Below are 26,757 nucleotides of genomic sequence, written 5' to 3' on the forward strand. Positions count from 1 at the left end.
AAACCGGCGCAGATGTCTGCGCCGGAGAGGATAAAACGGTTAAAGGTGATTTATGAGGCTGAAGCTGCTTGCAGAGCGACATCGGCTGCACTAATGCCTTCCAATGCCAGGCCGTACCCCGCACCTTCATCAATGATGCGCCGCAGTTTTTGCGTCAGCGCGATGCGTGTATAGCGGCTGGTGAGTGGAGGTAACGCCGCGAGCGATTCTGCCAGCTCATGAGCCCGTGTCAGCAAGGTATCGCGTGGCAGAATTTCATTCACCACACCCCAACCTTTGGCGGTTTCAGCGTCCAATTCCTGACGCGTTAACAGGAAATAGCGGCCACGAATGCTACCGATGACTTCTGGCCACAACAGGTTCACGCCATCCCCTGGGACGATGCCAAAGTCGAAATGGGGTTTGTCCTGGAAAACAGTATCGGGCGTGGCCAACACGATGTCCGCCAGCAAAGCGTATTCCGAGTGCAGGCGCACCGGTCCGTTTAAAGCAGCGACGACCGGCACTTCAATATCCAGCAGATTCATCAGAACTTTTTTGCCTTCGCGGAAAATTTTGTCGTAACCGCGCGGCGTGAAGAAATCAAAACCTTCCGGACTGATGTTCTCCATAAAAGCCTCTCCAGCGCCAGTCAGAATCACCACGCGATTATCGGGATCGGAGCCAATTTGATGAAACAGTTCAACAAACTCTTCGTGGGTATGCCCATTGAACAACAGTGAGCCGCCATCAGTATGAAACATCACTTCCAATACACCGGTGGGCGAGCGGGTAAGGCGTGCGTTGTTAAAGCTGTGACGATAGTTTTCGAAGCGAGACATAGTGATTTCCTTTTGAATGATTAGTTTTCGATTAAGGCATTTAATTTGGTAATGGCACACATGACCGCAGGGCGCGCAGAGACGGCGGCATACCAGCGACTGAGGTTGGGAAGCGTTTCAAAGCTGACGCCAGCGAACTCGCGTCGCCACATCCAGCCGAAATGCGCAATATCCGCGATGGTGTATTCATCCCCTGCTAGCCACGCCGTTTTTTCTAATTGACGTTCCAGCAGGCTGGTGACTCGATTGGCTTCAGTGCTAAAGCGCTGCTGCGCCAATGGTTGAGGTTCACTCGTCAGGCGGGTAAAAAATCCGGCTTGTCCATAAGCGGGGCTTAGCCCTGAGGCGTGGAAGAAAAGCTGCTCAAACACTCTGGCGCGAGTCAGTCCGTTTGCAGGCAACAAACTCCCGTGCTTTTCGGCCAGGTAAACCAAAATGGCAGCAGACTCACTTAGCACTGCACCGTTGTCGCTATCCACCAGCACCGGCACTTTGCCGTTCGGATTTAACTCTAAGAAATCTGCTTCCTGCTGTTCACCCTGGCGGATGTTTACGGCACGCAGGTGCCATGGTTGTGCGAGCTCTTCCAGCAAGATGGCGGGTTTAATACTGTTTGGAGTAGCAAAGGCATAAAGTTCGTACATCATCCGGCTCCTTAGTGACAGTTTAGCTGGGCAGTGACATTTGCCCGCTGTTGTTGATAAGGAGTATCTGCTAAGGTCGGTTGGTAATGGCAGAGGGCCAAAAACCATAATTGCTATTCCCAGGAGGAATACCATGGATCGCTTTCAGGCGATGCAGATGTATGTGCAGGTAGTTGATGCGGGGTCGTTTTCGGCAGCAGCGCGCATTTTGGATATCGGGCAACCGGCGGTATCAAAGACTATCGCCCAGTTGGAAAAGCATCTGGATGTACGTTTACTGCTGCGCACCACGCATGGACTCACGCCCACTGAAGCAGGGCTGCGATTTTATGAGCGTGTACGCATTACGCTGCAGCAGGCAGATGAAGCGGAGATGGCGGCGCGAGGTGCGGACAAAGGGCTTACCGGTATTCTGCGCGTGGCGGCAGCTCCGACTTTTGCCCGATTACATGTGATTCCACATCTTGCCCAATTTATGGAGCAGCACCCGCAACTCAAGGTGGACATTCGGCTCGACGATCGCCCCATCGATCTGATTGCCGAAGGGATCGATATTTGCCTGCGCATGGGCACATTGCAGGATTCCGGCGCGGTGGCGCGCAAAATTGCCACCTCACGACGTTCTGTATTGGCCACCACCGACTATCTGACGCGCCATGGTTATCCGCAGCATCCCCATGACCTCAGCCAGCATGAAGCGCTGATTTTTAGCCAACTCAATGATACCTGGCAGTTTAAGCGCGCAGCTGAAGTCGAAAATGTTGTCCTGAACGGGCGACTTCATCTCAGTGCAGCGGAGGGGATTCGCACTGCCGTGCTGGCGCATATGGGCATCACGGTGGCATCAGATTGGATGTTTTCCCAGGAGATAGCTGACGGTAGCGTCGAGCGTCTGGTCAGCGATTGGGCTTTGCCAGATATTGACCTGTGGGCCGTTTTTCCTGGTGGACGCATGGCGACGGCAAAAGCACGTCAGTTTGCCGCATTTGTTGAACGCGTCATGACTGACTAATCCAGATTCTCCGCTGTCACAATGCGCAGTTCAACGCGGCCGTCCTGATACAGATCGGGTTCAAAGCCCTGTTCCAGATGCCGTATCAGCAGGTCAGTGGCCAGCACGGCGTGCTGACGGGCGTTTTGATCCAGCGTGTAGGAGAGCGCGCCACTTTGCAGCAGATCTTTCGTCACATCATACAATTCGTGGGTGATGTAGCAGCAGCGGCCCAGCAACTGGTGTTGCTGCAATACAGCACTGATATCGCTGTTGTTGTCGCCAGAGTTATACAAACCGACCACATTACTTGATCGCTGTAAAGTGTGATTCAGCAGCGTTCGGATTTTGTGCCGTTCATCTTCCCCCGCCAATACTTCACGCAACTGTAGCCAGGGCGCGCGTTGAGTGATGGCATCACGAAATCCTGAAATACGTTGAATATGTGCGCTGAAATCAAAACGCCCGCTAACCATGATCACGTCACCCTTGTGGGGCATGGTCTGGCTCATTAATAAGCCTGCGGTACGCCCAGCCTGATATTGATTTATTCCAACATGGCAGAATCGATGTGAATTGGGTAAGTCTGAAACCAGCGAAACCACCGGGACACCTTTATCTTTACACCAGGATAAGGCTTCATGAATAACAGGATAGTCATGCCCATAAACAATAATACCGTCGCGCAACTCACCGCTTTTTTTTATCTTTTCCGCCAGTTTTTCTGGTGGGTTTTCACTCACCAGTGTACGAAATAATTTTATTTTACGATAACCCAGTCGATCGGCAATGTTGGCAAATTCATCGGCTAACTGCTGAAAAAACCAGGTGCCATTACTGCTCAGGAATACCTCAATCTGCCAGGGATGCTGCGTGTCATCCGGCAGTAAACGCTGTAACCCGGCCTGACGCGCGGCGCGCAACACTTTGCGTACCGTTTCCGGACGAACCCCGCCACGCTCATTCAGCACCCGGTCAACCGTGGCGATCCCAACCCCGGCCAGTTCAGCCACTTTAATCAGGGTGAGTTTTTTCATTTGTTTCTGAGCCCCAGTAAAATTCATGTTCACTATTTCAACTACGCAGAGTGCGCATCAGGTCACAGCCTGGCGTCTATTTTCCCCGTATTATGCGCAACGTTTCGTGACTGGCAAGATGTTAAATGTTGCGAGACGAAACCACACTCTACATCGTCCAGTCCGGCTTATTAAAAACTTCAATGATGGGAAACCATCAACAAAAACCTTTCAAAGCGAAGGGGGAGTCATTACTCTTTGCTGCGTTGTTAATATTTAATTAATTACGTGATTTGAATGTAAAAACTTACCTCAGTATTTATCTAATAAAAGCCCACCGGGCAGCGTCATTATTTATCCAATAAACCTTATTTATATGGCTCAATGCCAGGCACAAATACGTCTGTTATTTGACCTGGTTTGCAATGTGAAAGCAGGGAAAACATGAAACGCAGAGAATTTCTCACTTCCATCACCGCATTGGGAGTGGCTTCCACGATCCCGACATTGGCGCAGGCCGATGAGGTGAAGGGTGGCCAGCCCTGGGAACCCGGCAAAATCCAAACGCCGCCCGCACCGCCGAGAAAAGGGGGGCTGCAATATCTCACTCAGCATGAATTTGACACGGTAGGCGCCATCGCTGAACGGTTTATCCCAGCGGATGAAACCAGCCTGAGTGGCAAAGAGGCAGGGTGCGCCATCTTTATCGACCGCCAACTCGCGGGTGATTACGGAAACGCAGTGGCGATCTATCGCCTTGGCAAATTCGTGAAGGGCACGCCAGAGCAGGGACCGCAATCCTCGCTCACTCCGGCGCAACGTTATCGCTTAGGGATTGCCGCACTGGATAAGGCGATCCAGCAGCAGTTCGGCAAAAGCTTCCTCGCACTGAGCGGCGATCAGCAGGATCAGGTTCTGACGGCGATGGAAAATAACCGCCTCGATCTGGGGGAAGAGGTCGAAACCAAAGTGTTCTTTGAGCTGCTGCTGCAGAACGTGCGAGAAGGGTTCCTGGCTGACCCGATTTACGGGGGCAACAAAGACATGACCAGCTGGAAAATGATTGGCTTCCCTGGCGCTCGCTACGACTTCCGCGATCTGCTGCCGAAAAAAGGACAGAAGCTCAACATCATTCCTACCAGCCTGATTGATAACACCCTTTAATTTGTTTGCTGAGCAATAAACTATGAATAACGTCCGTCCAAAAGCTGATGTCGCCATCGTCGGCCTGGGGTGGTGTGGCTCTTTGATCGCCGAAGAGCTGACCCGCGCTGGTCTGAATGTCGTTGCCATTGAACGTGGCCCGTGGTTTGAAACCGCGACAGATTTTCCCCCCTCGGTCGATACCGATGAACTGCGCTGGGATACGCGCCGCAGTATGCTGCTGCCGCCCGCCGTCGAAACCACCACTTTCCGTAATAACACCACGCAAACGGCCCTGCCAACTCGCGAGTGGAACCTGAATGAGCTGGGTTACAACGTGGGAGGCTCGGGCACCCACTGGGCTGGGATGGCATGGCGTTTTACGCCGTTCGATTTCGAGCCTTACAGCCAGACAGTGAAGCGTTATGGAAAACAGCAGATTGCCAAAGGGGTGATTCTGCAAGACTGGGGAGTGACTTACGACGAGCTGGAACCGTTTTACGATCGCTTTGAAAAGATCGCCGGCGTGTCAGGCAAGGCCGGTAAGCTGAACGGCGAAGTCATTGAAGGCGGCAACCCTTACGAGGGCAACCGCTCAAGCGAATACCCTTTGCCTGCGCTGGAGAGTATGCGTCTAACGGATATTTTTGCCGAAGGCGCGAAGAAGATCGGCTTGAAACCCTTCATGGTTCCCGCTGGCCAGGCGTCACGCGCTTATGTTAACCCACTGGGTGTGCGTATGGGGCCTTGCACCTATTGCGGCTACTGCCTGTATTACGGCTGCGGTAACTTCTCAAAATCCAGCCCTAACGCCTGTGTCATCCCAGCGTTAATGCAACGTGAGAACTTCACGGTATTAACGGACTCCGCGGTGGTTCGCGTCAATAAAGCGGAAGACGGTAAAACCGCCACCGGCGTGACCTATCTCGATAAGAACAAGAAAGAGTGGGTACAGCCCGCAGACATCGTGATCTTGTCCGCCTTCCAGATGCAAAACGTGCGTCTGCTGCTGCTGTCCAAAATTGGGGTGCCTTATAACCCGGTGACCAAAACCGGTGTGGTAGGACGCGCCTACAGCTTCCAGACGGTATCGGGTGCAGCGATCCACTTCAAAGATGAAAATCTGAATCAGTATATCGGTGCCGGAGCCCTTTCTTCGCAGGTGGACGACTGGAACGGCGATAACTTTGACCATACCGGTCTGGGCTTTATCGGTGGCGCAGGGATTCTGGTCGTGGCGCGTGGCGCGCGTCCTATCGGCAACGCCGATGCACTGCCGCCGGGCTCACCACGCTGGGGTAAAGAGTGGAAGAAGGCTTATACCCACGCGTTCCAGAACACCACCTTCATTTTCGGCCAGGGCACCAGCTTCTCGCACGAAGATTACTATCTTGACCTTGATCCTGAGTACAAGGATGACAACGGCAATGCACTGCTGCGTGTCACCTTCGACTACAACGATAACGATCGCCGTTCAGCGAAATTTATCGAAGAGAAAAGCGTCGAGATCGGTAAAGCCATGGGCGCGGAAATCGTCATCGGCACCAACTCAGCTTCGGGGGCTTACTCGCCGTATAACTTTGCCAGCGACCACACCATTGGCGGTGCGGTGATGGGCAACGATCCGAAAACGTCGGTGCTCAACCGTTATCAGCAGTGTTGGGATGCGCACAACGTGTTTGTGTTGGGGGCGTCTTCCTTCCCAAACAATGCGGGATACAACCCGACGGGCACGATTGGCGCACTGAGTTTGTGGACGGCGAAAGCCATTATCGAGCAGTACCTGAAAAATCCAGGTCCGTTGGTGAAGGTGTGAGATGAAAAAGAGCAAACTCATTGCGGGCGTGGCGGTGATCGCTGCGGCCGTGGCAGCGGGCATGCTGTGGATGAACGGCGATACCTCCGCGGATGATGTCGCCAGCAACAACGTACTCACCAGCCAACCGCCAACGGCGGCAGACAGTGCCGCAATTGAGCGCGGACGTTATGTGGCGATTGCCAGTGACTGCACGGCTTGTCATACCATGCCGGAAAGCAAACTGCCGCTGGCCGGGGGCTACTCCATCAGCACGCCGTTTGGCGGTATTTATGCCAGCAACATCACGCCGGATAGCGAAACCGGTATCGGTAGCTGGACGGAGCGTGATTTCTTCCGCGCAGTCCGTCACGGTAAGGGCAAAGAAGGGGAGCACCTTTATCCTGCGATGCCCTACAACGCTTATGTGAAGCTGACGGATCAGGACATGCACGACCTGTGGATGTACCTGCGCTCGGTTAAGCCAATTCACTATCAGGTGCCGGAAACTAACCTGGGCTTCCCGTATAACATTCGTCTGGCGATGATGGGCTGGAACCTGCTGTTTTTCCGCAACGCAGGTTTCCAGCCAGACAGCAGTAAAAGTGCTGAATGGAACCGAGGCGCTTATCTGGTGGAAGGGCCAGAACACTGTGCCGCCTGCCACACGGCTAAGAACCTGATTGGCGGTGACAGCAGTGATTATCTGCAAGGCGGTAATCTGGGTGAATGGCATGCCCCCGACATCACACCGAACCCGCACACTGGTATCGGAAGTTGGTCTGAGCAACAGGTGGTGGATTACCTCAAGCTCGGCAGTAACCATGTGGCGGTCGCGTCTGGTCCGATGGCGGAAGCTGTGACTAACTCCACACAACACTTAACCGACGCTGACTTGCGCGCGATTGCGGTGTATCTCAAGCAGGTTCCTGCCTCAACCACGACGTTGCCGCAGCCGTTGTCGATGGACAATGGGCAAATGAAGATGGGTGAAAATGTCTATTCCGCCAACTGCACTGCCTGCCATAACAGCGACGGTAAAGGGATTCCTAACCTCGCGGCGAGCCTGGCGAATAACCCTGGCCTGTTAGCGGATGATGCCTCTTCCATTATCACGACGGTGTTGCAGGGGGGACGCGGCGCGGTAACCGCGGGTAATCCAACCAGCGGTGCGATGCCTTCCTTTGCCTGGAAGCTTTCGGACGAACAGGTGGCAGCCGTGGCAACCTACCTGCGTAACAGCTGGGGCAATGCCGCAAAACCGGTGACACCGGATGAGGTGGCAGACAAGCGAGCCCTGCTGCGCCTGCCTCCGCAGATGGCCGCGCATTAATCAGGTCTGAATCACAGGCCGTCCGGACGGGCGGCCTGAATCATTCCCCAAAACTCCTCCAAAATCCTTCCCCAAAACTCCTCCAAAATTCTTCCCCAAAATGAATTCTTAAATTCTGGCGGATCTGACCTTCCGTTCTGTTAATGCACGAGCGTTGTTCATCTTGCGCTTCGGTCATCGTTGTACAGGTCTGTCAGCGCGTAAATCACACCAAACACCATAGCAATGGGGATTAAAACTGGCTAACTGCCTGAACATCGGGCGGAAAAGTGCTCATATGCACGCTAAATCAATACGGGACATAACCATCATGCCCACGCTGACTATGAGATATCGGAGCGTTTCAGGAGAGGCTAATGCGTCCAGGGAATGGGCAGCACGCAAAGCCTGTCTGGCAGGAGGTCCGCTGTGAGCGAATAGCGGACATTCACGGCCATAAATTTAGCAGACAACATGCCCTTGATATATCGTCAAATTAGTGGCGTTTTTCTTTCGATATTCTTTAAACAGATTCAAATTTCATTTGTTATGACTCCTGCATCTTAACGACTACTTTGCCCTTCGCGTGTCCCTGACCCAAATAGGCAAGAGCTTCCTTTGCTTCTATAAAAGGGAATACCTTGTCGATCACCGGCCTGATTTGTTCCGCCTCAATGAGTTTGCCGATTTGGGCGAGCTGATCGCCATCAGGACGGACAAAAAGAAATGAATAAGTGAGGCCTCGATTTTTTGTAAGACGTATGATCTTGCGGCTCATCAGCCCGAAAACTAAACGCAGCAGGACGTTTAGTCTCCGCGACCGGGCGAACGCAGCATCTAATGGACCGATGAGAGAAACAATCTTTCCACCCGGCTTGAGAATTTGAGTGGATTTTTCAATTGAATCGCCTCTGATAGTGCCGAGAACCACATCGTAGCCGCTCAGCTCGTTTTCAAATTCCTGCTTTTTATAATCAATCACTTCGTCTGCGCCAAGATGACTCACCCACCCGGCGTTGTCTGTGCTGGTTGTCGTGGCCACCTGTGCGCCAAGGTGCTTCGCCAGTTGGATGGCAAAACTGCCAATCCCCCCTGAACCTGCCGGGATGAAGACCTTCTGACCAGGCTGCAACCCGGCTCGCTCTGTCAGCGCCTGCCAGCATGTGAGGCTCACCATCGGGAGCGAAGCCGCCTGCACGAAATCCAGGTTCGTGGGTTTTATGGCTGCTGCGCTCTCTTGTACCACTGCAAACTCCGCAAGAGAACCTATTCCCGTGTCGAAAGTGCTGGCGAAAATTTCGTCACCTGGCTTGAACCGCATCACTCGACTCCCCACGGCGATGACAACCCCGGCTAAGTCGCTTCCCGAAATGGCGGGGAGTTTAAAATGCAAAACCGGTTTGAATATTCCGGTTGGGATCATGTTATCAATCGGGTTCAGACCCACAGCGAAAACTTTTACCAGGATTTCATTATCATCGGGGGAAGGGCAATCGATGTTATCGAATCCCAGCTCAGGGAATTTACCATAGCGTTTAAACGTAAGTGCTTTCATCGTCTTATTCTTCATTTATTTTTTCGCATCAAGCTGAAGACTTTTGCGCACCACATTATCCAGGAATGACGCAGGGGCGAATCTGAGAATAAAATTCAATTGACCTGCCAGCCTTCCCGCCGTGTAGCGCACCTTCGGGCGTAAAGTCTGAGCAGCTTTAACCACCACGTCAGCCACCACCTCCGGACTTTCCGCCTCAGCTATTGCTTTGCTCACCACTTTCGTCAGCTTAGCCCGGATTTGGTCATACTCCTGAAGCTTTGCATCCGCTTCGATATTATTGGCTTCAAACTGTGTTTTCATGTAGGCAGGTTCGATGACACACACTCTGATGCCCTGTGTGCGCAGTTCATGATCCAGTGCTCCGGTATACCCTTCGACCGCATGCTTACTGGCAGCATAAAGTGCCACATACGGCAACGGAACGATGCCGAGTATCGAACCGATATTGATGATGCGCCCGCTGCCCTGACGGCGCATATGAGGGATCACTGCGCGGCTCAACCTGACGATGCCCAAAAAGTTGGTGTCGAAAATGTGTTTGGCCTGTTCGACAGAACTCTCTTCCGCCGCCGCAGGAGCAACCCCAAAGCCCGCATTATTAACCAGAACATCGATTCGCCCCTCCAGACGCAACAGCTCCTCAATGGCGGCCTCGACAGAAGCGTCGTCCGTCACATCCAGCGCCAGTAAAGGAAATGGATGCTTTCCCGCCTGAGCGCCACGCCGGCTCGTACCATATACCGTAAATCCTGCGGCTAAAAGTTTATGACCAGACGCTTCGCCGATACCCGAGGACGCGCCGGTAACCAGTGCAACACGTTTTTTTGCCATGCTGAATAAGGCCTTCATGAGATGTTTCAGGTTTCTCATCGCTGATGAGACGACAGGCTGTAATTGATTTATGTCGGATTTACCGCTGTGCAGAACAGCCGGAAGACCGTTCTGCACAGGACACCTCATTGATTACAGTGATTTATATCGTTCTGCGGATTCATCTTGTTTGATGTCTGAAAGCAGAGCCTGACGCGAAGCATCCAGGGTGTCCCAGCGGGCAGCATTATGTAAAGGCGGAATGGTGACCCGTTCACGGCGGTCAAAACCTACCAGTGCGGCATCCACTAATTCGCCCACTTCCATGAATTTTGCCGAGTTAGTGATGTCGATACCCGCACGGTCCCAGATTTCCGTGTAAGTGCCGGCAGGGAGCACCGCCTGGATATAAATGCCTTTAGATGACAGCTCGACATTCATTCCCTGAGACAGGAAAAGCACGAAGGCTTTGGTGGCGCCGTAAACCGTCATGGCAAATTCTGGGGCGAGTCCGACGATGGAACTGATGTTGACGATCGATCCCTCGCCCGCTTGCACAAAGCGTGGTGCCACGGCACTGGCAAGTCTCGTCAGCGCAGTAACATTAAGCGCGATAAGGCTTTCTATTGAATCAGGTGTCTGCTCTGTAAAACTGCCGGACTGTGCAATACCCGCGTTATTGATAAGAATGCCAATCTGCGCGTCTTCACGCAGGCGAGCTTCGACCACAGCTAAATCGCTCGTTTGCGTAAGGTCAGCAGGCAAAACATCTACAGAAATGCCATTTTCCTGTCGCAGACGATCGGCCAGTATTTCTAACTTCGTTTTGTCGCGCGCAACCAAAACCAGGTCGTGGCCCCGGCGGGCGAACCGTTCAGCGTAAACCGCACCAATACCCGTGGATGCGCCTGTAATGAGAACTGAAGCTTTAGTCATAATTTGATCTTCTTTATTAAAGTGTAAACAGAATTCGCCATGTGCGATGTATGAAGAACCGTCACACCGGTGCTTTACTTACTGGTCTCAGTCAGCGACGGGTAATCGGTATATCCCGCTGCGCCACCGCCATAAAGTGTTTCAGGATTGATTGAGGCCAGAGGTGCGCCCGTCTTCAGCCTTTCGACCAGATCGGGGTTGGAGATGAACGGGCGACCAAACGCGAACAGATCGGCTTTACCCTGCGCAAGCTGAGCGGACGCCAGTTCCAGGTCATAGCCATTGTTGCCAATGTAGGTGTTTTTAAAACGCCGGCGCAGGGAGTCGTAATTGAACGGGGATACATCACGCGGGCCGCCCGTCGCACCTTCAACTACATGGAGGTACACGATGCCTAATGCGCTGAGTTGGTCAGCGACGTAATCATATTGCTGCTGCGGATCACTGCACGAAATCGCATTAGCAGGAGAAACCGGTGAAATACGTACGCCGGTGCGGTCAGCACCAATCTCATCTTTTACAGCCGCCGTGACTTCCAGAAGCAGGCGCGCACGATTCTCAACAGAGCCGCCGTATTCATCAGTTCGCTGATTTGCGCCATCTTTGAGGAACTGTTCCAGTAGATAACCATTCGCGCCGTGAATCTCTACGCCGTCAAAGCCGGCGGCAATGGCATTGGCCGATGCCGTTCTGAAATCGTCAATAATCCCCGGTATTTCCTGCAACTCCAGCGCACGTGGCTCAGAAACATCAGCAAAGCCATTGTTCACAAAGGTTTTTGTCTCGGCGCGAATGGCTGACGGAGCGACCGGTGCAGCGCCACCCGGCTGTAAATCGACATGCGAAATTCGTCCTACGTGCCATAACTGTACAAATATGCGCCCACCTTTGGCATGCACCGCGTCAGTCACTTTACGCCAGCCATCGATCTGAGCCTGCGTGTAGATCCCCGGCGTATCCTGATAGCCCTGCGCCTGTGCGGAGATCTGCGTGGCTTCAGTGATCAGCAATCCTGCTGTGGCACGCTGGGCGTAGTAGGTCGCCGCCAGTTCGCCCGGTACCAGCCCCGTTCCGGCCCGGTTACGTGTCAGCGGTGCCATCACGATGTGGTTGGCCAGTGTTAGTGAGCCAAGTTCATAGGGTTGAAATAATGTCTGATTCGTCATGCTTATTCGCCCGTTAATGGTGGGTTGAGGTGTCAATATAATGATGATGATCATAATCTATAATGTCAACTCGTTTGATTACGGTCATCATCAATGTATACTTAAACTCAATTTTTAAGAGGGGCAGGAAAGCATGAAAGTGTCGAAAGAGCAGGTTCGGGAAAACCGGAGACGCATTGTTGAAACGGCCTCAGAACTCTTTCGCGAACGCGGTTACGATGGCGTGGGCGTGGCGGAACTGATGTCAGCGGCAGGCTTAACCCATGGCGGGTTTTACAAGCACTTTGGTTCAAAGGCAGACCTGATGGCGGAAGCGATGAGCTGCGGATTTACGCGTACTGCAGAAAGCACGGCAGGTGTGGACCGGGAAAAATTTATTGAATACTACCTCTCCCGACAACATCGCGATGATATGGGAAAAGGGTGCGTGATGTCAGCACTGGGCACCGATACATCCCGTCAGTCTGAATCAATCAAGGCGACATTTGCCGCCGGACTTGAACGCCAACTCGCCGTTTTAGGAGCTGAAAATGGCACGCGCGCTGACCTGATAGATACCATCGCCCATCTTGTAGGTGCACTGGTGTTGTCTCGTGCCTGCCCAGATAATTCCGCTCTGGCGGATGAAATTCTGGATGTCTGCCGTGCGCGTCTTGTTAATCATGAAGCCATTTAGGATTGAATGCGTTGGGCTTAGGGGGCTTTTTTTCAGCAGTGCATATAAATAAATCACCAACGTCCGCTTCTGGCACACAGCAGTCCTCGGCGAATCCAAGGACAGCGTTGAACGAAGCGGACACTCAGGTTTGCATGACCATTTCTTAATGGGATGGCGATCTACGCGCTGTTACAACAGTCAGTACAGCGCAGACGACCAGGATTGCAGCACTGGCAAAAAAGGTACTGCGATAACCATTGTGATCGAAAAGCAACCCGCCAGCGGTTGAACCTAATGCGATAGACATCTGCACAACGGCAACAAATAACCCACCACCTGCTTCAGCATCATCCGGGAAGACCCGTGCAATCCAGGCCCACCACCCCACGGGGGCCGAAGTCCCTGCCAGGCCCCAGAGTGCAAGTAGAGCGACGACTAAACCTGTAGAATCGCCGTATTCAATCAGGGCAAGTGCTGTAAAAGCCATCAAGGCCGGAATGACGATTAGCGTCGGATAGAACGCGCGCTGCAGAACCCGACCAATTAATATTGTGCCGATGAAACCCGCCGCCCCTATCACCAGCAGGACAAGGGAAATGTATGTTCCGTGTACGCCAGTAACGGTTTCCAGAAAAGGTCGTATGTAAGTAAAGAGGCCAAACTGCCCCATAAACAGCAGACTGCTTGCCAGCATGCCTGCGACTACACCCGGATATCTGAACAGGGTAAACACCTTAAAAGCACTGGCTACCCCGGGTGCACGTGCGGCAGAGGGCATTGACGGTAGCGCATTCCATTGCCATGCCAGAGCAATAAGTGAGATCGGAACAAGGCACAGGAAAGCGCCACGCCACCCTATGAGGGCACCAAGCCATGCGCCCATCGGCGCGGCCACAACGGTCGCGAGCGCGTTTCCACCGTTCACCATCGCCAGCGCTCGCGGTATGTCGCGTTTGGGCACCATTCTGATGGCGGTTGCCGCTGACATCGACCAGAAGCCGCCGACCACTATCCCTATAAGCGCACGACCCAACATATAGGTCAGATAGTCAGGCGCGAGCGCAACAGTTCCACCTGAAACACCCATGGCAAAAGTCAGCGCCAGCAACAGCGTTTTACGGTTAAGGCTCCCGGCGAGTGCTGATATAAACAGGCTGGTTAGAACGGCAAACAAGCCAGAAATGGCAATCCCCTGTCCGGTCATGCCTTCGGTAACTTGCAGATCAGATGCCATGGGCGTCAGCAGGCTCACTGGCAGAAACTCGGAACTGATTAGCGCAAAAGCGCAGACTGACATGGCAAAGACACCACTCCAGGATGAGGGAGCTTCATGTGATGTTGCAGTGCCTTCAGAGGCCTCTGATAGAGCTGAATTCATAGGATAATCTTCATATTTTAAAAATGGGCGACCGCGCACTGAATCGCCTCCGCGCGGTCAGGATGAATGATGAGGAGATGTAAGCGGCGCTCAGCCCGATCGCTTTATGCTGTGGCGGCCAGGTTTTCCCTGAAGAAAGCCGTCAGTTTGTCGAAAGGAATTTTGTCCATCCGGTCGTAGAGATCGACGTGAACAGCATCCGGGATGATCAGCAGCTCCTTGGGTTCAGCAGCTGCTGCAAAGGCGGTTTCGCTGAAATAGCGTGAATGTGCTTTTTCTCCATGAATAAAGAGCACGGGCCGCGGCGAAATTTCACTGATATAGGTCAGGATGGGCATGTTCATGAACGGCAGCGGCGTGGTCTGTGTCCAGGCGTTTCCGGAGTTAACGGCGCGAGGATGGTAGCCGCGAGGGGTCATGTAGTAGTCGTGATACTCAACCAGGAACTGTGCCTCGCCACCCTTGAGCGCATTGTAGGGGGGCTGATATGCCGGTTTCCCGGCTTCAGCATCTTTCCAGCGCTGCTGGCTTAATGCTTCCAGCGTTTGCGCGCGCTGTGTCGGCGTGACGCTGTCGTTGTATCCCCTGGACATCACTCGTGTCATGTCATACATGGTGCTGGCGACAACAGCTTTGATTCGTTTGTCCACCGCTGCCGCGCTCAGGGCCATTCCACCCCAGCCGCAGATACCGATGATACCAATTCGCGCCTGATCGACATTCGGCTGCAAGCCCAGGCAATCCACCGCTGCGCTGAAATCTTCTACGCTGATATCCGGTGAAGCCACATTACGCGGCTCTCCTCCGCTCTCACCGGTGTAAGAAGGGTCAAACGCCAGGGTGATAAAACCGCGTTCTGCCATGGTCTGCGCGTAAAGCCCGGATGATTGCTCCTTAACGGCACCAAAAGGCCCACCCACCGCAAGAGCGGGGAGTTTTCCGGTGATATTTTTTGGCTGATAAATATCTGCGGCAAGCGTGTTGCCGTAACGGTTGCTGAACGTCACTTTGCGATGTTCAATCCGGTCGCTTTTCGGAAAGACTTTATCCCACTTGTCTGTGAGCGTAAGGCCCTTCTGCTCCTGTGCCGCAGCAGGGGACATAACGCTGACGCCCGCGGCCGCAATGCCGGCGGCAGTCAGCTTAAGCAGGGTACGTCGGTGTGCGTCCGGTTCACCGGGCAGTTTCACATCACGGTCATCAACGTTTCTGGTCATGACAGATCATCCTTTCGCGTAAAAGTAAAAGTGAGGTTCAGGGTTCAATTCGCTCAATGCGCAGATTGTAGGGGCCGGGCTGTGAGAGGATGTCCAGACCCTGATCGATTTTTCCCAGCGGCAGAAGATTGCGCGACCAGGTTCGCGGCCTGATGAAGATGGCGAGGTTACCCCAGGGCGCATAATGGGTCAGCTCTCCCGCCACCGGCGTCATACCGTCCGGCGCGCCCTCAGTAACGAGCTTGAGCGGCAGGTCGGACATGCGCTCAATGGTGTCGTAATCATTCATCGTGAGAGAAAGCGGAAGCATCGAACCAAAGTCTCTGGCGGTGGCATTGTCATACAGGGTGGCAACGGCAGTTTTCTTACCAACAATCAGTCTAATCTTCATAGTGTCGCCCTTTGCTTGTGTACGATGCGGCGCAGACTGCGCCAGCGAACCGGAACTTTTCTGTGCCCATGCGGCTGGAGCCAGTATCAGCACGGCGATCAGAATGATGAGTCCGTGCGGCCATTGAAGTGCGTTTTTGGTCGTTTTCATGGCAGTTATCATCCGTAATGCTGCTCGACGTGACTAGCTTATTTATACTGAATAGCCTTATAAGTTATGCTAATTAATCATGACTTTTGACCGGAAGCTGAGCACCATGGCCAGACGAAACCTTAACGACCTGATGTACTTCGTGACTATTGCGCGCGAGGGGAGTTTTACCCGTGCAGCGGCTTTGCTGGGCGTGACGCAGTCGGCGCTGAGCCAGGCGATTAACGGGCTTGAAGCACAACTGGAAATACGGTTGTTGAACCGCACCACGCGCAGTGTTTCTCCGACCGCTGCTGGCGAGCGCCTGCTGAACACCATCGGGCACCGGTTTGATGAAATTGAATCCGAGCTGGACGAGCTGACTGAAATGCGTGATAAGCCTGGAGGAACGGTACGCATTACCTGCGGAGACCATGTACTGCGAACGCTGCTGTTACCGAAAATCACGCCACTACTAAGTGAATATCCGGACATCAGCGTTGAGTACGATATTAACTATGGATTCCGCGATATCGTGGCGGATCGTTTTGATATGGGGGTGCGACTGGGTGATACCATCGACAAAGACATGATTGCAGTACCGATAGGCCCGCCTGTGCGCGTCGCCGTTGCCGCCTCACCTGAGTACTTTGAGAAGTACCCCCGTCCTGAAAAGCCTCACGATCTGCTGAAACATAACTGCATCAATATGCGTATGCAGTCCAGCGGGGGAATATACACCTGGGATTTTATCAGGCAGGGCAGGCTGCAGAGCGTGCGTGTAGAAGGGCAGCTGATTTTTAACACGACTCCACCCATGGTTGAGGCAACGCTGATGGGGGCAGGTATCGCCTCGCTGCCGGAAGAAGAGTTTGCGCCGCATATTGAAGAGGGACGACTGGTCCGCGTGCTTGAAGACTGGTGCGATCCATTCCCGGGATATTTTTTGTATTATCCAAGCCGCCGACAGCCTTCGCCGGCTTTCCGGCTGGTTGTAGACGCCTTACGGTATACAAGACCAGCCGGAACGAAACTATAACCTGCAGACGTCTTCATTTGGTTTTAAGCATTTATGCTAAATCGTTTTATTTTGATTTTTAAAACAATACCTTAAACATATTGATTAGCTTTACTAATAAACTCTTTAAGTATTCATCAGCTAGTCAGGCTAATGTGGTCCTGCAAAAATCTCCGCTCAGCTGTAAACAAAACCATGGAGATCCAAGTAATGAACTATAACCATCTGGGACGCACTGGCCTGAAACTCAGCCCGATCACGCTCGGCTGTATGAACTTTGGTGAACTGACCAACGAGCAGGATAGCTTCAGAATCATGGATACTGCTCTTAACGCCGGTATTAACCTGTTTGACACGGCCGACGTTTATGGCGACCCGCAGTCACCGGACATGGCCAAAGGTTATGGCACTTCCGAGGAGATTATTGGCAACTGGCTGGCGCAGGATAAGTCCCGTCGCGATAAAATTGTGCTGGCCACCAAGGTTTATCAGCCTATGGATACTGGACCTAACGATAAGTATTTATCGGCGTATCACATTCGCCGGGCATGTGAAGCCAGCCTCCGTCGCCTTAAAACAGACCACATCGATCTTTATCAGATGCATCATATTGATCGTTCAACGCCGTGGGAAGAAATCTGGCAGGCATTTGAGCAACTGATCAGGGAAGGCAAGATCACCTATGCAGGCAGCAGCAACTTTGCCGGCTGGGATATCGCTACCGCACAGTGCTCGGCCGCCTCGCGCAATTTGCTGGGACTGGCCTCGGAACAGAGTCTCTACAACCTGACGCAGCGTACCATTGAGCTGGAAGTCATTCCGGCACTGCGCCATTTTGGCGTTGGGCTAATCACCTGGAGTCCTGTAGGAATGGGGCTGCTGGGAGGCGTGCTGAAAAAGATTTCTGAGGGGCGGCGCGCCACGCCAGGCTTGCTGGCGCAAATCGAGGCACGCCGCCCGCAACTGCAGGCCTGGGAAGCCTTGTGTGTAGAACTGGGTGAGTCCCCGGCACTGGTTGCGCTGGCCTGGCTCCTGCACAATCCGGCAGTGGCTTCGGTGATCAGCGGTCCGCGAACTGCTGATCAATTGCAGGAAAATCTCAAGGCCGTTGAACTTAAGCTTTCAAAAAAGGTGCTGACCGAACTCGATGCCATCTGGCCGGGTCCTGGTGGTGAAGCGCCGGGGGCTTACGCCTGGTAAACGCTGTAAGGTATTACGGTGTGTGCGACTTATCCGGCAGATCTGCCGGATAAGCCTTGCGGGTTGGTCCGGACCTGCGACAAACGTTGAACATATCAACCTTCGCGCTATCAGAGCGCCGTGATGACCTCTGCTAATGCCGTTGCCATCTGGCGCCGGCTAGCATATTAAAGACGATATCATGCAGAGAATCACCTTGCTTATATCTGTCCCAGATAATCGCCTTCTGCTCTGGCGTGTAGTTAATCCGAGTTCTTCGTTTCATGGCAACGTCCCCCCTTGATTAAGGATAGCGTTGCATCGAGCCATTGAACTCACAGCACATAGCTGCCATTCACTTCTAAGGTTGTTCACCTATCTTTGTCTCCTGTGCGAGCAGGATTGAAAGCCGGACTGAGCTATAGGGAAACAGATGCGTCTCTGCACGATGGGCGTGGGTCTGATGGCAAAACAATGGTCAGGCAGACAAATGGTGGAAATTCGGATGCCTTCAGAATTTAGTATTGTCACAATCGTTAATCGCCTGTTTTTTAGACTCCCGGCGTTGATTCTGCTAAACCGGGTCCAATTTCAGACTCGATTAAGTAAGTCGTCCAAGCCTGAGCTTTCCTCCTGTCGTTCAGGATCTCGACTTTGAGAGTGATGGGGTTAAAAGGTTTAAAACCTTGACGTGAAGATGATAATTATTATCATTTATGCTATTTGTGAAAGGAGAACACGTGAAGATCTTCTGGACCCTGAAATCCATACCCGAACTGGCCGACCTAGACTTGTGGGAGCGCGGAAGACGATGGCGGGAGGCATATAAATCAGCTTTTCGTCACTGGCAGACCTGGGCGGGCCTCATCGTCTGCGGGGCCTTCGGCTACTCAGGAGCGTATTTTTTTGGTATTGCCGGCTCCGTAATCATGTCCGGGCTGGGCGGCTTTGTGTACGGACAGATTGTCACAAACGTTGTCCTGAAACATTATCGTCACCGATTGCGTGGCGAAGCTGGCTGATCTCCAGGGGGCTACGGCATCCGCAGTTAGCAGGCACGAAAGCAACGGGGCTTCTTTCAGAGCGTTTCAGTGAAACTCCCAATATACAATCTGGTTGCTCAATGGCAAATAAGTCTCCATAAGCGGCTATACAGCAAAACCTGACCCTGTCTGAACCCAACCTTCCGCGAGGATTGATCAATCAATTGCCGGTGAGGGTTTTGTCAGGATTTCTTCTTATGCCATCTGTCATCATTGCCTTTTTCGTACGTATTCTTGACTGCAGCCCAGGCAACTTTATGTGAAACCTCTTCCCGGGAGCTGTCATCCTTGCGGTCTTTTTTATCCTTATACTCATCCCAGGCACTGTTAAAAGCTGCTTGATATATATCCTGCGCATGAGCAGGTAGTACGCTCCTGACGCTCTCTGGCAGGGAATCTCGTGATTTATACGGCATAGTTGCCCTCCTGTAATTTAAGACTTAAGTCTGGTTCACATGCGAAAAATTTCAATGTTCATTTAAGCGAGGCGCGTGAATGATGCAGAGCGATCGAATATTTTCAGGCAATGCACATCGCGCCAAAACGCCCGCTGCTAAACAATTCGAAATTGAAATTAAGAAGCATGCCCTGCTGGATTAGTCATCACGACTATCTCCATACAGGGGAGTGTTGGCAAACCTTATAACATGATCTGATTCTGGCTACAGAGGTATGATGGCAGTTCAGAGATTTGTAAACTATTATCTAATGTTTGGGCGACCTTTGCTTCTGCGCTGGACTTCACTATGCTTCGCACCACTAAAAGACGTACCCGTTTTGATATCGAAAACCAGATTGAAACGCTTGAATCCTATTTGCAGGAAGTCGGCTTGATCATTCGTTCTCTTACAGGACAGGAGGTCGCAGCGGGCAAATCTCTGCTGCATGCGAGACGTTTGTCGGAAGCCAATCGTGAACATGAGCAGCTCCAGTTGGAGCTGGACCAGATAACCGAAAAGAGAAACAAAAGGTTCGGAAAGAAATTAGCTTCCTGACTTTGAACGAGCAAATCGAATGTATTTGCCTGTATGAAAATTTAGGAAGCGGGCGGTGCTGAATTACTCATGCTCAGGATTTAACCACAACTCATATTTGGTGCCGCAATCCATGATAAGTTTTAAGTAACCAGTGAGCAGTTGGCTGAATTCAGGGGAAAGCAGTTTGCCTCTACAGACCAACCTTTGCCTTCTGCTGTCACCATTATCGTTGATGTGAAGTTACGTCAGGGGCGGTGCCGGGTCGTGCATGAGTTTCAGGGGGTACTCAGGCAAACCCCTCTTTCGGTTTTTCTGCTCCGGTTCCCTTATCAGATAGAGTCACCATGAAAAGTAAACTCATGTCGAAATGAAATCATGCCATTAGCGTGAAACTTTATACTTCGCTGCATCAGAGGGTTCGCATAATCATCTAAGCCTGGTATAGACAGCCGATACGTTTTGACGTCTTACAAGACCAATACCCGCATCAAAAAATTTTTTCCGGCTGTCTTTAAAATACTTACAAGGTTTAAGAGGAATCACTCACTATATTCCACTTAGCACGCAAGTCTTTATCAGCTTTAGCTTCCTTTGCGCATCCAGAAAAGAGCATCCTCAGTTACGCGAATAATCGCCGGAATAGTGCTCTCACGCTTTTTCTTTTCAAGCATAGCTATGATGCTATCCCGGCTAATATTCATGCTGCGTTCAACAAGCTCCAGCACCGCCTCACCAATTATGCCAGTCAACAGAGGGGCTGAAGAGAGGTCTGCGTATAGTTTTTTCATTGGAACATCCCTTTATATGATGTGATTATCAGGGATTTATACTGATAAGACCTCTTACCTGCAATAAGAATTTGCTTGAAAAAGGAACAGGTGAAACCCGTTTTTCATAAAACAAACAGGTATCGCTCAAAATCTATGAGCACGACGCAAGCGGATATGGGTCCATAGCTCCCCGAGGTAAGTCGCTCAGAGAGATATTGATCTATAAGCAAATTTTGAAAAGCGTTCACTTCCGATGTGCCTGAGATGACTACAGTCTCTCAGTTACAGGTAGATTGATCGGCCAGCAGCATCAGGGATTCCTGAAGAATTTTTCTGTCGATCTCTTCAGAGCAAAGCTCCAGCCTGACTGCCAGCATAAGCTGAACTTCAGGTATAGAGACAACCCCCCTTGTTTTGAGAACGGCCTGGCACATTGCGCCGATCGCCTCTACTGCACTGGTGAACTTCAGCCGTAACGTTAGCGGAACATGATTTCCACACTCGGTTACAGGGAGTGTGGCCGGCTTGAAGTGTTTACTGCTGGCATTGATATCTTTGGATATGGCCATGTAATTCCTGACTACACAGAAGGCATGTCACTCGTCCGCGATTAACATTGCGCTATTTTGGAATGTAAATGACAAATGGCGTGATGTGTCCTTGCGAGCTATCGCACACCAGCGCTATCGAGCGCGCTTCATTTGACTTAGGAGTAGTGGTGGAAGCTGCTTGGTCAGCTCATGAGAGGTAAGTTGCACCCGCATCGATTCGTCGGCAACAAGCCTGTTGAAGGATAAGGTCTGGCTATTTTTCAGACAGCAGTAGCGTAACACCTTTTGCCGATGAAAAGTGAAATCATTCAGTGATCGTAGTTATTTTTTGGCTGGGGCAGGTGCAAGCTTCCGGATAAACTCATGATGAAAAGCAACTTAAGCGCAAGGCTAAGAACAGATAAACCTTCTGGTATTCAGAAGATTAGGGCAGCTGCACTGCGGCTTTTCAGCCGCGTCGGCAGCCGCGTTGGCTATTTAAAATTCTTCACGGTGAAAATCAGAAGACGAGTGAACTTGTTCGAAGAAGTTTATCGGTAGGGTAGAAACATAATTCATCTTCTAAGCTGCGCAGCAGGTAACCGTTGTCCCTCAGCCAGCGCACCATGTCTGCAATGTCTGCGTACAGCGCCTCCCGGTTTTTATCGGTGATGATAAAATGGTCGAACTCTGAAATGACGTCTCCAGTGCGATGGCTGAAGTTAAGACCGGGACCAGGTGCGTGCAAAGATGACCCTGAAGATTTGAGATAGGCGTTGACCGTTTTCTGCGAGCTACATTCAGCATGCTGTGGAAATTCGATAAGGCTATGTTGACGCACCATTCGGTACACGGCGTCAAAGCTGAGAAGTTGATTGTGCATGGGCTCTCCTGACGTTATCCGATGCGTTGGAAACAGCAGACGACCCACAACATGATGGTTACCGGCCAGCTGCTGCACCGCTGACCACTTATAACGCTGCGCTTAAAAAAGACATATTACAAAACATAGCTCAATTTCAGTTTTACGCGAGAAAGCCTGATTGAATTGTCGCAGCGCCACTTTCTGATTAATACCTCTCTTCAATAAGCACCCTAAAGAGTATCTAGTCCTCAGCGTTACATCCGACAACAATCTCAAGCGTTCTTCGTAAAACGTCAGCCTGTGGTGTACCTTGCACGCTTTCCAGTGCACCAATCAGGCTGAGAATAATAGCTTTACGGGTCACCTGTTCTCCCGACTGAAGGAGGCTTCGAATGACAAATCCGAGTACGGCCGATTCATCCTTGATGTCATTTCCCGCATTGCGAAAGCGTTCAGCCAGTTCAATGTCGGTAATCACGCTAAAAATATCATCTGGCGTTGGCATTCTTATTCGTTCCGTGCTTGATGGATAGGAGTTAATGATCAGACCTAAAATAAGGCTTCAATGCTTACTGTTATTTCCTGGGACGCCAGAGCCTGAAAATAAGGCGCGAACCTTGTCGGATCCTTCATTGTGCTCCCTCATATGCGCATCACCCTCAGAACGGTGTTTTCTGATATCGGTTATGGAAAGCGCAATCAGCGCCTGCCTGTCAGCATCCTCTGATAATCTTTGCATTGAATTCAGCTGATCCATCAAAGCTCGCAGGGATATGCGTCCAGGCCGCTGTAGTAATGCAAATGCTGCTTCTCCGATAATTTCGTCAATAGCTTTCTGCTGGTCACTTCTGTTCATAGGTTTCTCTTTACTGCAAGATGCTTCGATCACGGTGTGAAGATGACATGTTTGGCCGAAGTGCGTAATGCTGATGATCACAACAACACCTGATGGGGGCATTACACCGCCACAGGTGTCATCGTCTGGGTCGCCGATTTCAACCCTCCCGGTCTAAGAGGAGGCCAATCAACTGGTGGTAATGACGTTCTTCTTCAGCGCATGAAGAGAGTTCAAGACGATGAAGCAGTTTGCTACAAAGTGACTTGCGGTTCAGATTGCGACCTTCCTTCAGGATCTCCACCACAATTAGTCCAAGCGATTCCTGCTGAGATGGCAAAGAGGCTTTACTGAAATACTGATTAATGGCTTCAGAAGAGATCGAAGCAGAACGATTCTGGCGCATTTGTTGATCCTCCAATGATAAATTCAAGCGACTTAAAAGTTGTACACGCTTTCTAGAACTTGTACAAGAATTAGTAGTCCCGTGGTTTTTGCTTCCTTTGAAAACAAGTTATTTACACAGGGTTTAATGTTCAGGGCCATGGATAGCTAAGCCAGACATACTTTTCAATCACACTTTAAATCAATCAAGAAGTTGACGCTCACTCGGCCAAATTATGAAAACTGATGAGGTATGAAGATAAGGATTTTTCCTGGAAAAAATTCTCAGGTTTACAGAATGGAATTTCCTGCCAAACTAAGGTTTTAAACGTAAAAATGAGGTCAGGAAATGAAAAACTACACGCTATCAGCCGCCGTGGTATCCGTTATCCTTTGTGGTATTTGTTCTTTTGGCGCTTATGCTGGAGTATTCGGATAAAGCGAATTGTCAGCACCAGCTAAGAAAGTTTTCCCGGCTGGTGTCTGACGACAATCTAACTACGAAGTCCACATTTCTGTTTGAGCTTTCTAAATGAAAACCGCTTAACACATTGATACAAGAAACTTCGACTCGACAGGGGTCCTTCGTCAGGCATTTCCAGTAATAAATGAGTTAAGCCCTCCAAGGGAAACTCAGAATGTGACTTTAATCCGCCTGATCAAGCCGGTACTGATAGCGCTTTTTGACTCCTTGCCCAGACCCGATGGGCTTTCATTGCATCAATAAAAGCACCCATCATCGCGCTGTCTGCTTTCAGACCATCAACAATACCTTCCTCTTCTTCATCGTCCTGCAAGGCGAACTGTGTTTTGAATCGCCTGGCCTCGCCACTCAGGCCAATGACTTTCAGGTGCTTGTAAGCTTCCAGCAGATAGTAGCGGCTGTCGCCACTTAACAGCAGCGCATCAATGTTACCGTCTGGCACAAAAACGGCATCAAACGTCAGCGACGGCAATCCGGCAAACGTGGCATCAACGGGCAAAATTGAACCGTCATCCGCCACCACCTGACCCATATGGGGAGCCAGCAATTTTGTATGTACACCCGCCGCATTAAGCGACTGCAACACGGCCAGTACATCAGCCGACTTCACCCCATCGCTCAACAGCAGGGCAACCTGCCGACCTTTTATCTCCCCACCTGGCACGGCATACAAACTCAGACTGTCATCTTTTTTCAGACCGTGGACGTCGGGAGCGGGTGGGGTATTTAACTGATCTGCAGTCAGTGCAATCCCCAGGTTATCAGCCACACCCTGAGCGAGTGCAATATCGATATTCAACAGGTGGTCTATCACGCGCTCACGTATGTAGGGACGGGCGACTTTACTCATTTCAAAGGAGTAGGCCCCAATGATGTGCTGTTGCTCGACAGGCGTCTGACTTAACCAGAACAATCGAGGCTGAGAGTAATACTCGCCAAAGGAAGGACTGCGCTCGCGTACTTTATGGCCTTCCACGCGCTCCTGAAAGCTCTCGAACCCGCCACTTTCGGCTGACGGCGGCGTTTCTCTCGGCCAGTTATCATTAATCGAATTAGGTTCGTAATTTGCCGGATTGGCGTCGATGTCCTGACGATGCATGCCCTGCCGCTGAAAATTATGATAGGGGCAAACCGGGCGGTTAATAGGAATTTCGTGGAAGTTAGGTCCGCCCAGGCGGCTGATCTGGGTATCTGTGTAGGAGAAAAGTCTGCCCTGCAATAAAGGATCGTTGGTGAAGTCCAGGCCTGGTACGATATGTCCGGGGTGGAAGGCCACCTGTTCGGTTTCAGCAAAGAAGTTATCGGGATTGCGGTTCAACACCATCTTGCCGACAATTTCCACCGGCACCAGCTCTTCCGAAATCAGTTTGGTGGCATCCAGGATATCGAAATCGAAACTGAATTCGTCTTCTTCGGAAATGAGTTGCAGGCCTAACTCATATTCCGGAAAATCGCCGGCTTCAATGGCTTCCCACAAATCGCGTCGGTGAAAATCAGGATCGCGCCCGGTCAGTTTTTGTGACTCGTCCCAAAGTAATGACGCTTTTCCTGCAACAGGTTTCCAGTGAAAGCGGACAAAGGTCGCTTTCCCCTCTGCATTGATCAGACGGAAAGTATGGATACCGAAATCTTCCATGGTGCGGTAGCTGCGTGGGATACCACGGTCGGACATCGCCCAGATAACGTTATGTAAGGTTTCAGGCTGCAGGGAGACATAGTCCCAGAAGGTGTCGTGTGCGCTTTGACCCTGAGGAATTTCATTGTGTGGTTCGGGTTTTACGGCATGCACAAAATCAGGGAATTTATGGGCATCCTGGATAAAGAACACGGGAGTGTTGTTTCCGACTAAATCAAATACACCGTCATCGGTATAAAACTTAGTGGCAAAACCACGTATATCGCGCACGGTATCAGCCGATCCTGCACCGCCCTGAACCGTTGAAAAACGCACGAAGACAGGTGTGATTTGGTCTGGGTCGGACAGGAAATGCGCTTTGGTCAGATCTTTCAATGAGCGGTAAGGTTGTAAATATCCGTGCGCTGCCGAACCACGCGCATGCACGATGCGCTCCGGGATGCGTTCGTGATCAAAATGCGTGATTTTCTCTCGCATAATAAAATCTTCAAGCAGGGTCGGCCCTCGTGCTCCCGCGCGTAAAGAGTTTTGATCGTTTGCAATCTTTGTTCCCTGATTTGTGGTCAGCGACTGATCAGCGCCATTTTATCTGTGAACCTCAAGTTGCTTTAGTTTGTTGTTCTGGGTATCAGGCGCCTTTAAACTTCCGGGGGCAGTAGGTTGTTTGCCGGGTGGTGTAGGTTCTGCTGCAGGCTGATGTGAACCATCTGCAGGTGCCAGAGATCCACGGGAAGGCTGCGACGACTCTGGCCCCTTTGAAGGAGCCTGATGAGTCAATTCTTTATTTTTTACTGGCTTCGACATTGCTATATTCCCATTTCATTAATTGAATGACCCTAATTAATACAGGTCAAAACGAAGAGCGGGGAATTTTAAGTGAATGCTTTTCTCGCGCTTTGCTTATTACCATGGCTTCTTTCACCTTAATGCAGGGGGCAGAAAGATCGCTTCGGTTTAAGTTAAAGGCGGAGGGAAGAGAGTATTTTCCATCGATTAATATATGAGAAGGTTCGTTAATTCGTTTCGCTTTAATTCACAAAGCGAAACGAGAAATTTTATTGCTCAACTTTT

26 protein-coding genes and 1 pseudogene are annotated in these 26,757 nt (G+C 51.3%); 9 read left to right on the plus strand and 18 right to left on the minus strand.

Annotation, left to right across the window (positions count from 1 at the left end):
* Window positions 1-50: 50 nt before the first annotated feature.
* Together AC6I8L_RS20595 and AC6I8L_RS20600 are read right to left on the minus strand one after the other, a co-directional pair.
* Entirely contained in the window at window positions 51-821 is a 771-nt protein-coding gene (locus AC6I8L_RS20595) for an enoyl-CoA hydratase/isomerase family protein (RefSeq protein WP_082678122.1), read from the minus strand.
* A 20-nt stretch (window positions 822-841) separates the two neighbouring features.
* Window positions 842-1,465, minus strand: coding sequence for a glutathione S-transferase family protein (locus AC6I8L_RS20600; protein ID WP_058960785.1), 624 nt, complete (start codon window positions 1,463-1,465; stop codon window positions 842-844).
* Between the two features lie 133 nt (window positions 1,466-1,598).
* Here AC6I8L_RS20600 and AC6I8L_RS20605 point away from each other — a divergent pair, with 133 nt between their 5' ends.
* Entirely contained in the window at window positions 1,599-2,477 is an 879-nt protein-coding gene (locus tag AC6I8L_RS20605; protein WP_058960731.1) for a LysR family transcriptional regulator, read from the plus strand.
* On the opposite strand, the gene AC6I8L_RS20610 is transcribed toward AC6I8L_RS20605, so the two are convergent.
* Window positions 2,474-3,493: a LacI family DNA-binding transcriptional regulator gene (locus tag AC6I8L_RS20610; protein ID WP_479414990.1), complete on the minus strand. Its 1,020-nt coding sequence runs from the start codon at window positions 3,491-3,493 to the stop codon at window positions 2,474-2,476. The genes AC6I8L_RS20605 and AC6I8L_RS20610 overlap by 4 nt on opposite strands.
* Before the next feature lie 423 nt (window positions 3,494-3,916).
* Between AC6I8L_RS20610 and AC6I8L_RS20615 the strand changes: the two genes are divergently transcribed.
* Genes AC6I8L_RS20615 through AC6I8L_RS20625 form a run of 3 tightly spaced genes read left to right on the plus strand, consistent with a single transcriptional unit; the run spans window position 3,917 to window position 7,743 of the window.
* Window positions 3,917-4,636, plus strand: a complete 720-nt coding sequence (locus tag AC6I8L_RS20615; protein WP_058960730.1) for a gluconate 2-dehydrogenase subunit 3 family protein — start codon at window positions 3,917-3,919, stop codon at window positions 4,634-4,636.
* A gap of 22 nt (window positions 4,637-4,658) precedes the next feature.
* On the plus strand, window positions 4,659-6,431 hold the full coding sequence (locus AC6I8L_RS20620) for a GMC family oxidoreductase (protein WP_058960729.1): 1,773 nt from the start codon (window positions 4,659-4,661) through the stop codon (window positions 6,429-6,431).
* 1 nt (window position 6,432) lies between these two features.
* Window positions 6,433-7,743, plus strand: coding sequence for a c-type cytochrome (locus AC6I8L_RS20625; protein WP_058960728.1), 1,311 nt, complete (start codon window positions 6,433-6,435; stop codon window positions 7,741-7,743).
* A gap of 526 nt (window positions 7,744-8,269) precedes the next feature.
* Here AC6I8L_RS20625 and AC6I8L_RS20630 read toward each other — a convergent pair.
* The 4 genes from AC6I8L_RS20630 to AC6I8L_RS20645 form a co-directional block, all read right to left on the minus strand.
* Window positions 8,270-9,292, minus strand: coding sequence for an NADP-dependent oxidoreductase (locus tag AC6I8L_RS20630; RefSeq protein ID WP_058960727.1), 1,023 nt, complete (start codon window positions 9,290-9,292; stop codon window positions 8,270-8,272).
* The gene (locus AC6I8L_RS20635; RefSeq protein ID WP_058960784.1) at window positions 9,293-10,111 is read right to left on the minus strand and encodes an oxidoreductase; all 819 of its coding nucleotides are present in this window, start codon (window positions 10,109-10,111) and stop codon (window positions 9,293-9,295) included. It lies immediately after the preceding gene.
* 132 nt (window positions 10,112-10,243) lie between these two features.
* On the minus strand, window positions 10,244-11,026 hold the full coding sequence (locus AC6I8L_RS20640; protein WP_058960726.1) for an SDR family NAD(P)-dependent oxidoreductase: 783 nt from the start codon (window positions 11,024-11,026) through the stop codon (window positions 10,244-10,246).
* A gap of 74 nt (window positions 11,027-11,100) precedes the next feature.
* Window positions 11,101-12,192, minus strand: coding sequence for an alkene reductase (locus tag AC6I8L_RS20645; RefSeq protein ID WP_058960725.1), 1,092 nt, complete (start codon window positions 12,190-12,192; stop codon window positions 11,101-11,103).
* A gap of 133 nt (window positions 12,193-12,325) precedes the next feature.
* On the opposite strand from AC6I8L_RS20645, the gene AC6I8L_RS20650 reads away from it, so the two are divergent.
* Window positions 12,326-12,868, plus strand: a complete 543-nt coding sequence (locus tag AC6I8L_RS20650) for a TetR/AcrR family transcriptional regulator (protein WP_479399993.1) — start codon at window positions 12,326-12,328, stop codon at window positions 12,866-12,868.
* 145 nt (window positions 12,869-13,013) lie between these two features.
* On the opposite strand, the gene AC6I8L_RS20655 is transcribed toward AC6I8L_RS20650, so the two are convergent.
* The 3 genes from AC6I8L_RS20655 to AC6I8L_RS20665 form a co-directional block, all read right to left on the minus strand.
* Complete coding sequence (locus AC6I8L_RS20655; RefSeq protein WP_058960724.1) at window positions 13,014-14,228, minus strand: MFS transporter; 1,215 nt, start codon at window positions 14,226-14,228, stop codon at window positions 13,014-13,016.
* Window positions 14,229-14,332: 104 nt separating this feature from the next.
* Window positions 14,333-15,445, minus strand: a complete 1,113-nt coding sequence (locus tag AC6I8L_RS20660) for an alpha/beta hydrolase (protein WP_058960723.1) — start codon at window positions 15,443-15,445, stop codon at window positions 14,333-14,335.
* Between the two features lie 37 nt (window positions 15,446-15,482).
* Window positions 15,483-15,986 carry a cyclophilin-like fold protein gene (locus tag AC6I8L_RS20665; protein ID WP_058960722.1) on the minus strand — a complete coding sequence of 168 codons (504 nt, stop codon included), beginning with the start codon at window positions 15,984-15,986 and terminating at the stop codon, window positions 15,483-15,485.
* A 106-nt stretch (window positions 15,987-16,092) separates the two neighbouring features.
* On the opposite strand from AC6I8L_RS20665, the gene AC6I8L_RS20670 reads away from it, so the two are divergent.
* From AC6I8L_RS20670 to AC6I8L_RS20680, 3 genes are all read left to right on the plus strand, one after another.
* On the plus strand, window positions 16,093-17,004 hold the full coding sequence (locus AC6I8L_RS20670) for a LysR family transcriptional regulator (protein WP_058960721.1): 912 nt from the start codon (window positions 16,093-16,095) through the stop codon (window positions 17,002-17,004).
* Between the two features lie 189 nt (window positions 17,005-17,193).
* Entirely contained in the window at window positions 17,194-18,183 is a 990-nt protein-coding gene (locus AC6I8L_RS20675; RefSeq protein WP_058960720.1) for an aldo/keto reductase, read from the plus strand.
* A 719-nt stretch (window positions 18,184-18,902) separates the two neighbouring features.
* The gene (locus AC6I8L_RS20680; RefSeq protein WP_058960719.1) at window positions 18,903-19,184 is read left to right on the plus strand and encodes a hypothetical protein; all 282 of its coding nucleotides are present in this window, start codon (window positions 18,903-18,905) and stop codon (window positions 19,182-19,184) included.
* Between the two features lie 203 nt (window positions 19,185-19,387).
* On the opposite strand, the gene chaB is transcribed toward AC6I8L_RS20680, so the two are convergent.
* Entirely contained in the window at window positions 19,388-19,621 is a 234-nt protein-coding gene (chaB, locus tag AC6I8L_RS20685) for a putative cation transport regulator ChaB (protein ID WP_058960718.1), read from the minus strand.
* Window positions 19,622-19,951: 330 nt separating this feature from the next.
* Between chaB and AC6I8L_RS20690 the strand changes: the two genes are divergently transcribed.
* A complete protein-coding gene (locus AC6I8L_RS20690; RefSeq protein ID WP_058960717.1) occupies window positions 19,952-20,200 on the plus strand; it encodes a hypothetical protein in 249 nt (82 codons plus the stop codon).
* Between the two features lie 563 nt (window positions 20,201-20,763).
* Here the strand turns inward: AC6I8L_RS20690 and AC6I8L_RS20695 are convergent.
* The 7 genes and pseudogenes from AC6I8L_RS20695 to katE all read right to left on the minus strand — a co-directional run bounded on the left by AC6I8L_RS20695 (window position 20,764) and on the right by katE (window position 26,490).
* Entirely contained in the window at window positions 20,764-20,970 is a 207-nt protein-coding gene (locus AC6I8L_RS20695) for a hypothetical protein (RefSeq protein WP_058960716.1), read from the minus strand.
* Between the two features lie 260 nt (window positions 20,971-21,230).
* A complete protein-coding gene (locus AC6I8L_RS20700; protein WP_058960715.1) occupies window positions 21,231-21,521 on the minus strand; it encodes a hypothetical protein in 291 nt (96 codons plus the stop codon).
* A gap of 481 nt (window positions 21,522-22,002) precedes the next feature.
* A complete protein-coding gene (locus tag AC6I8L_RS20705) occupies window positions 22,003-22,365 on the minus strand; it encodes a hypothetical protein (RefSeq protein ID WP_058960714.1) in 363 nt (120 codons plus the stop codon).
* Between the two features lie 223 nt (window positions 22,366-22,588).
* Window positions 22,589-22,852, minus strand: a complete 264-nt coding sequence (locus AC6I8L_RS20710) for a biofilm development regulator YmgB/AriR family protein (RefSeq protein ID WP_058960713.1) — start codon at window positions 22,850-22,852, stop codon at window positions 22,589-22,591.
* Between the two features lie 57 nt (window positions 22,853-22,909).
* Entirely contained in the window at window positions 22,910-23,284 is a 375-nt protein-coding gene (locus AC6I8L_RS20715; protein ID WP_153012299.1) for a hypothetical protein, read from the minus strand.
* Window positions 23,285-23,342: 58 nt separating this feature from the next.
* Window positions 23,343-23,588 (minus strand): regulatory protein YcgZ, encoded by a 246-nt coding sequence (ycgZ, locus tag AC6I8L_RS20720; protein ID WP_058960712.1) that lies wholly within the window; start codon window positions 23,586-23,588, stop codon window positions 23,343-23,345.
* 637 nt (window positions 23,589-24,225) lie between these two features.
* Window positions 24,226-26,490, minus strand: a pseudogene (gene katE / locus AC6I8L_RS20725) (catalase HPII).
* Window positions 26,491-26,757 lie beyond the last annotated feature (267 nt).

It is taken from the genome of Type-E symbiont of Plautia stali, from assembly GCF_059731115.1.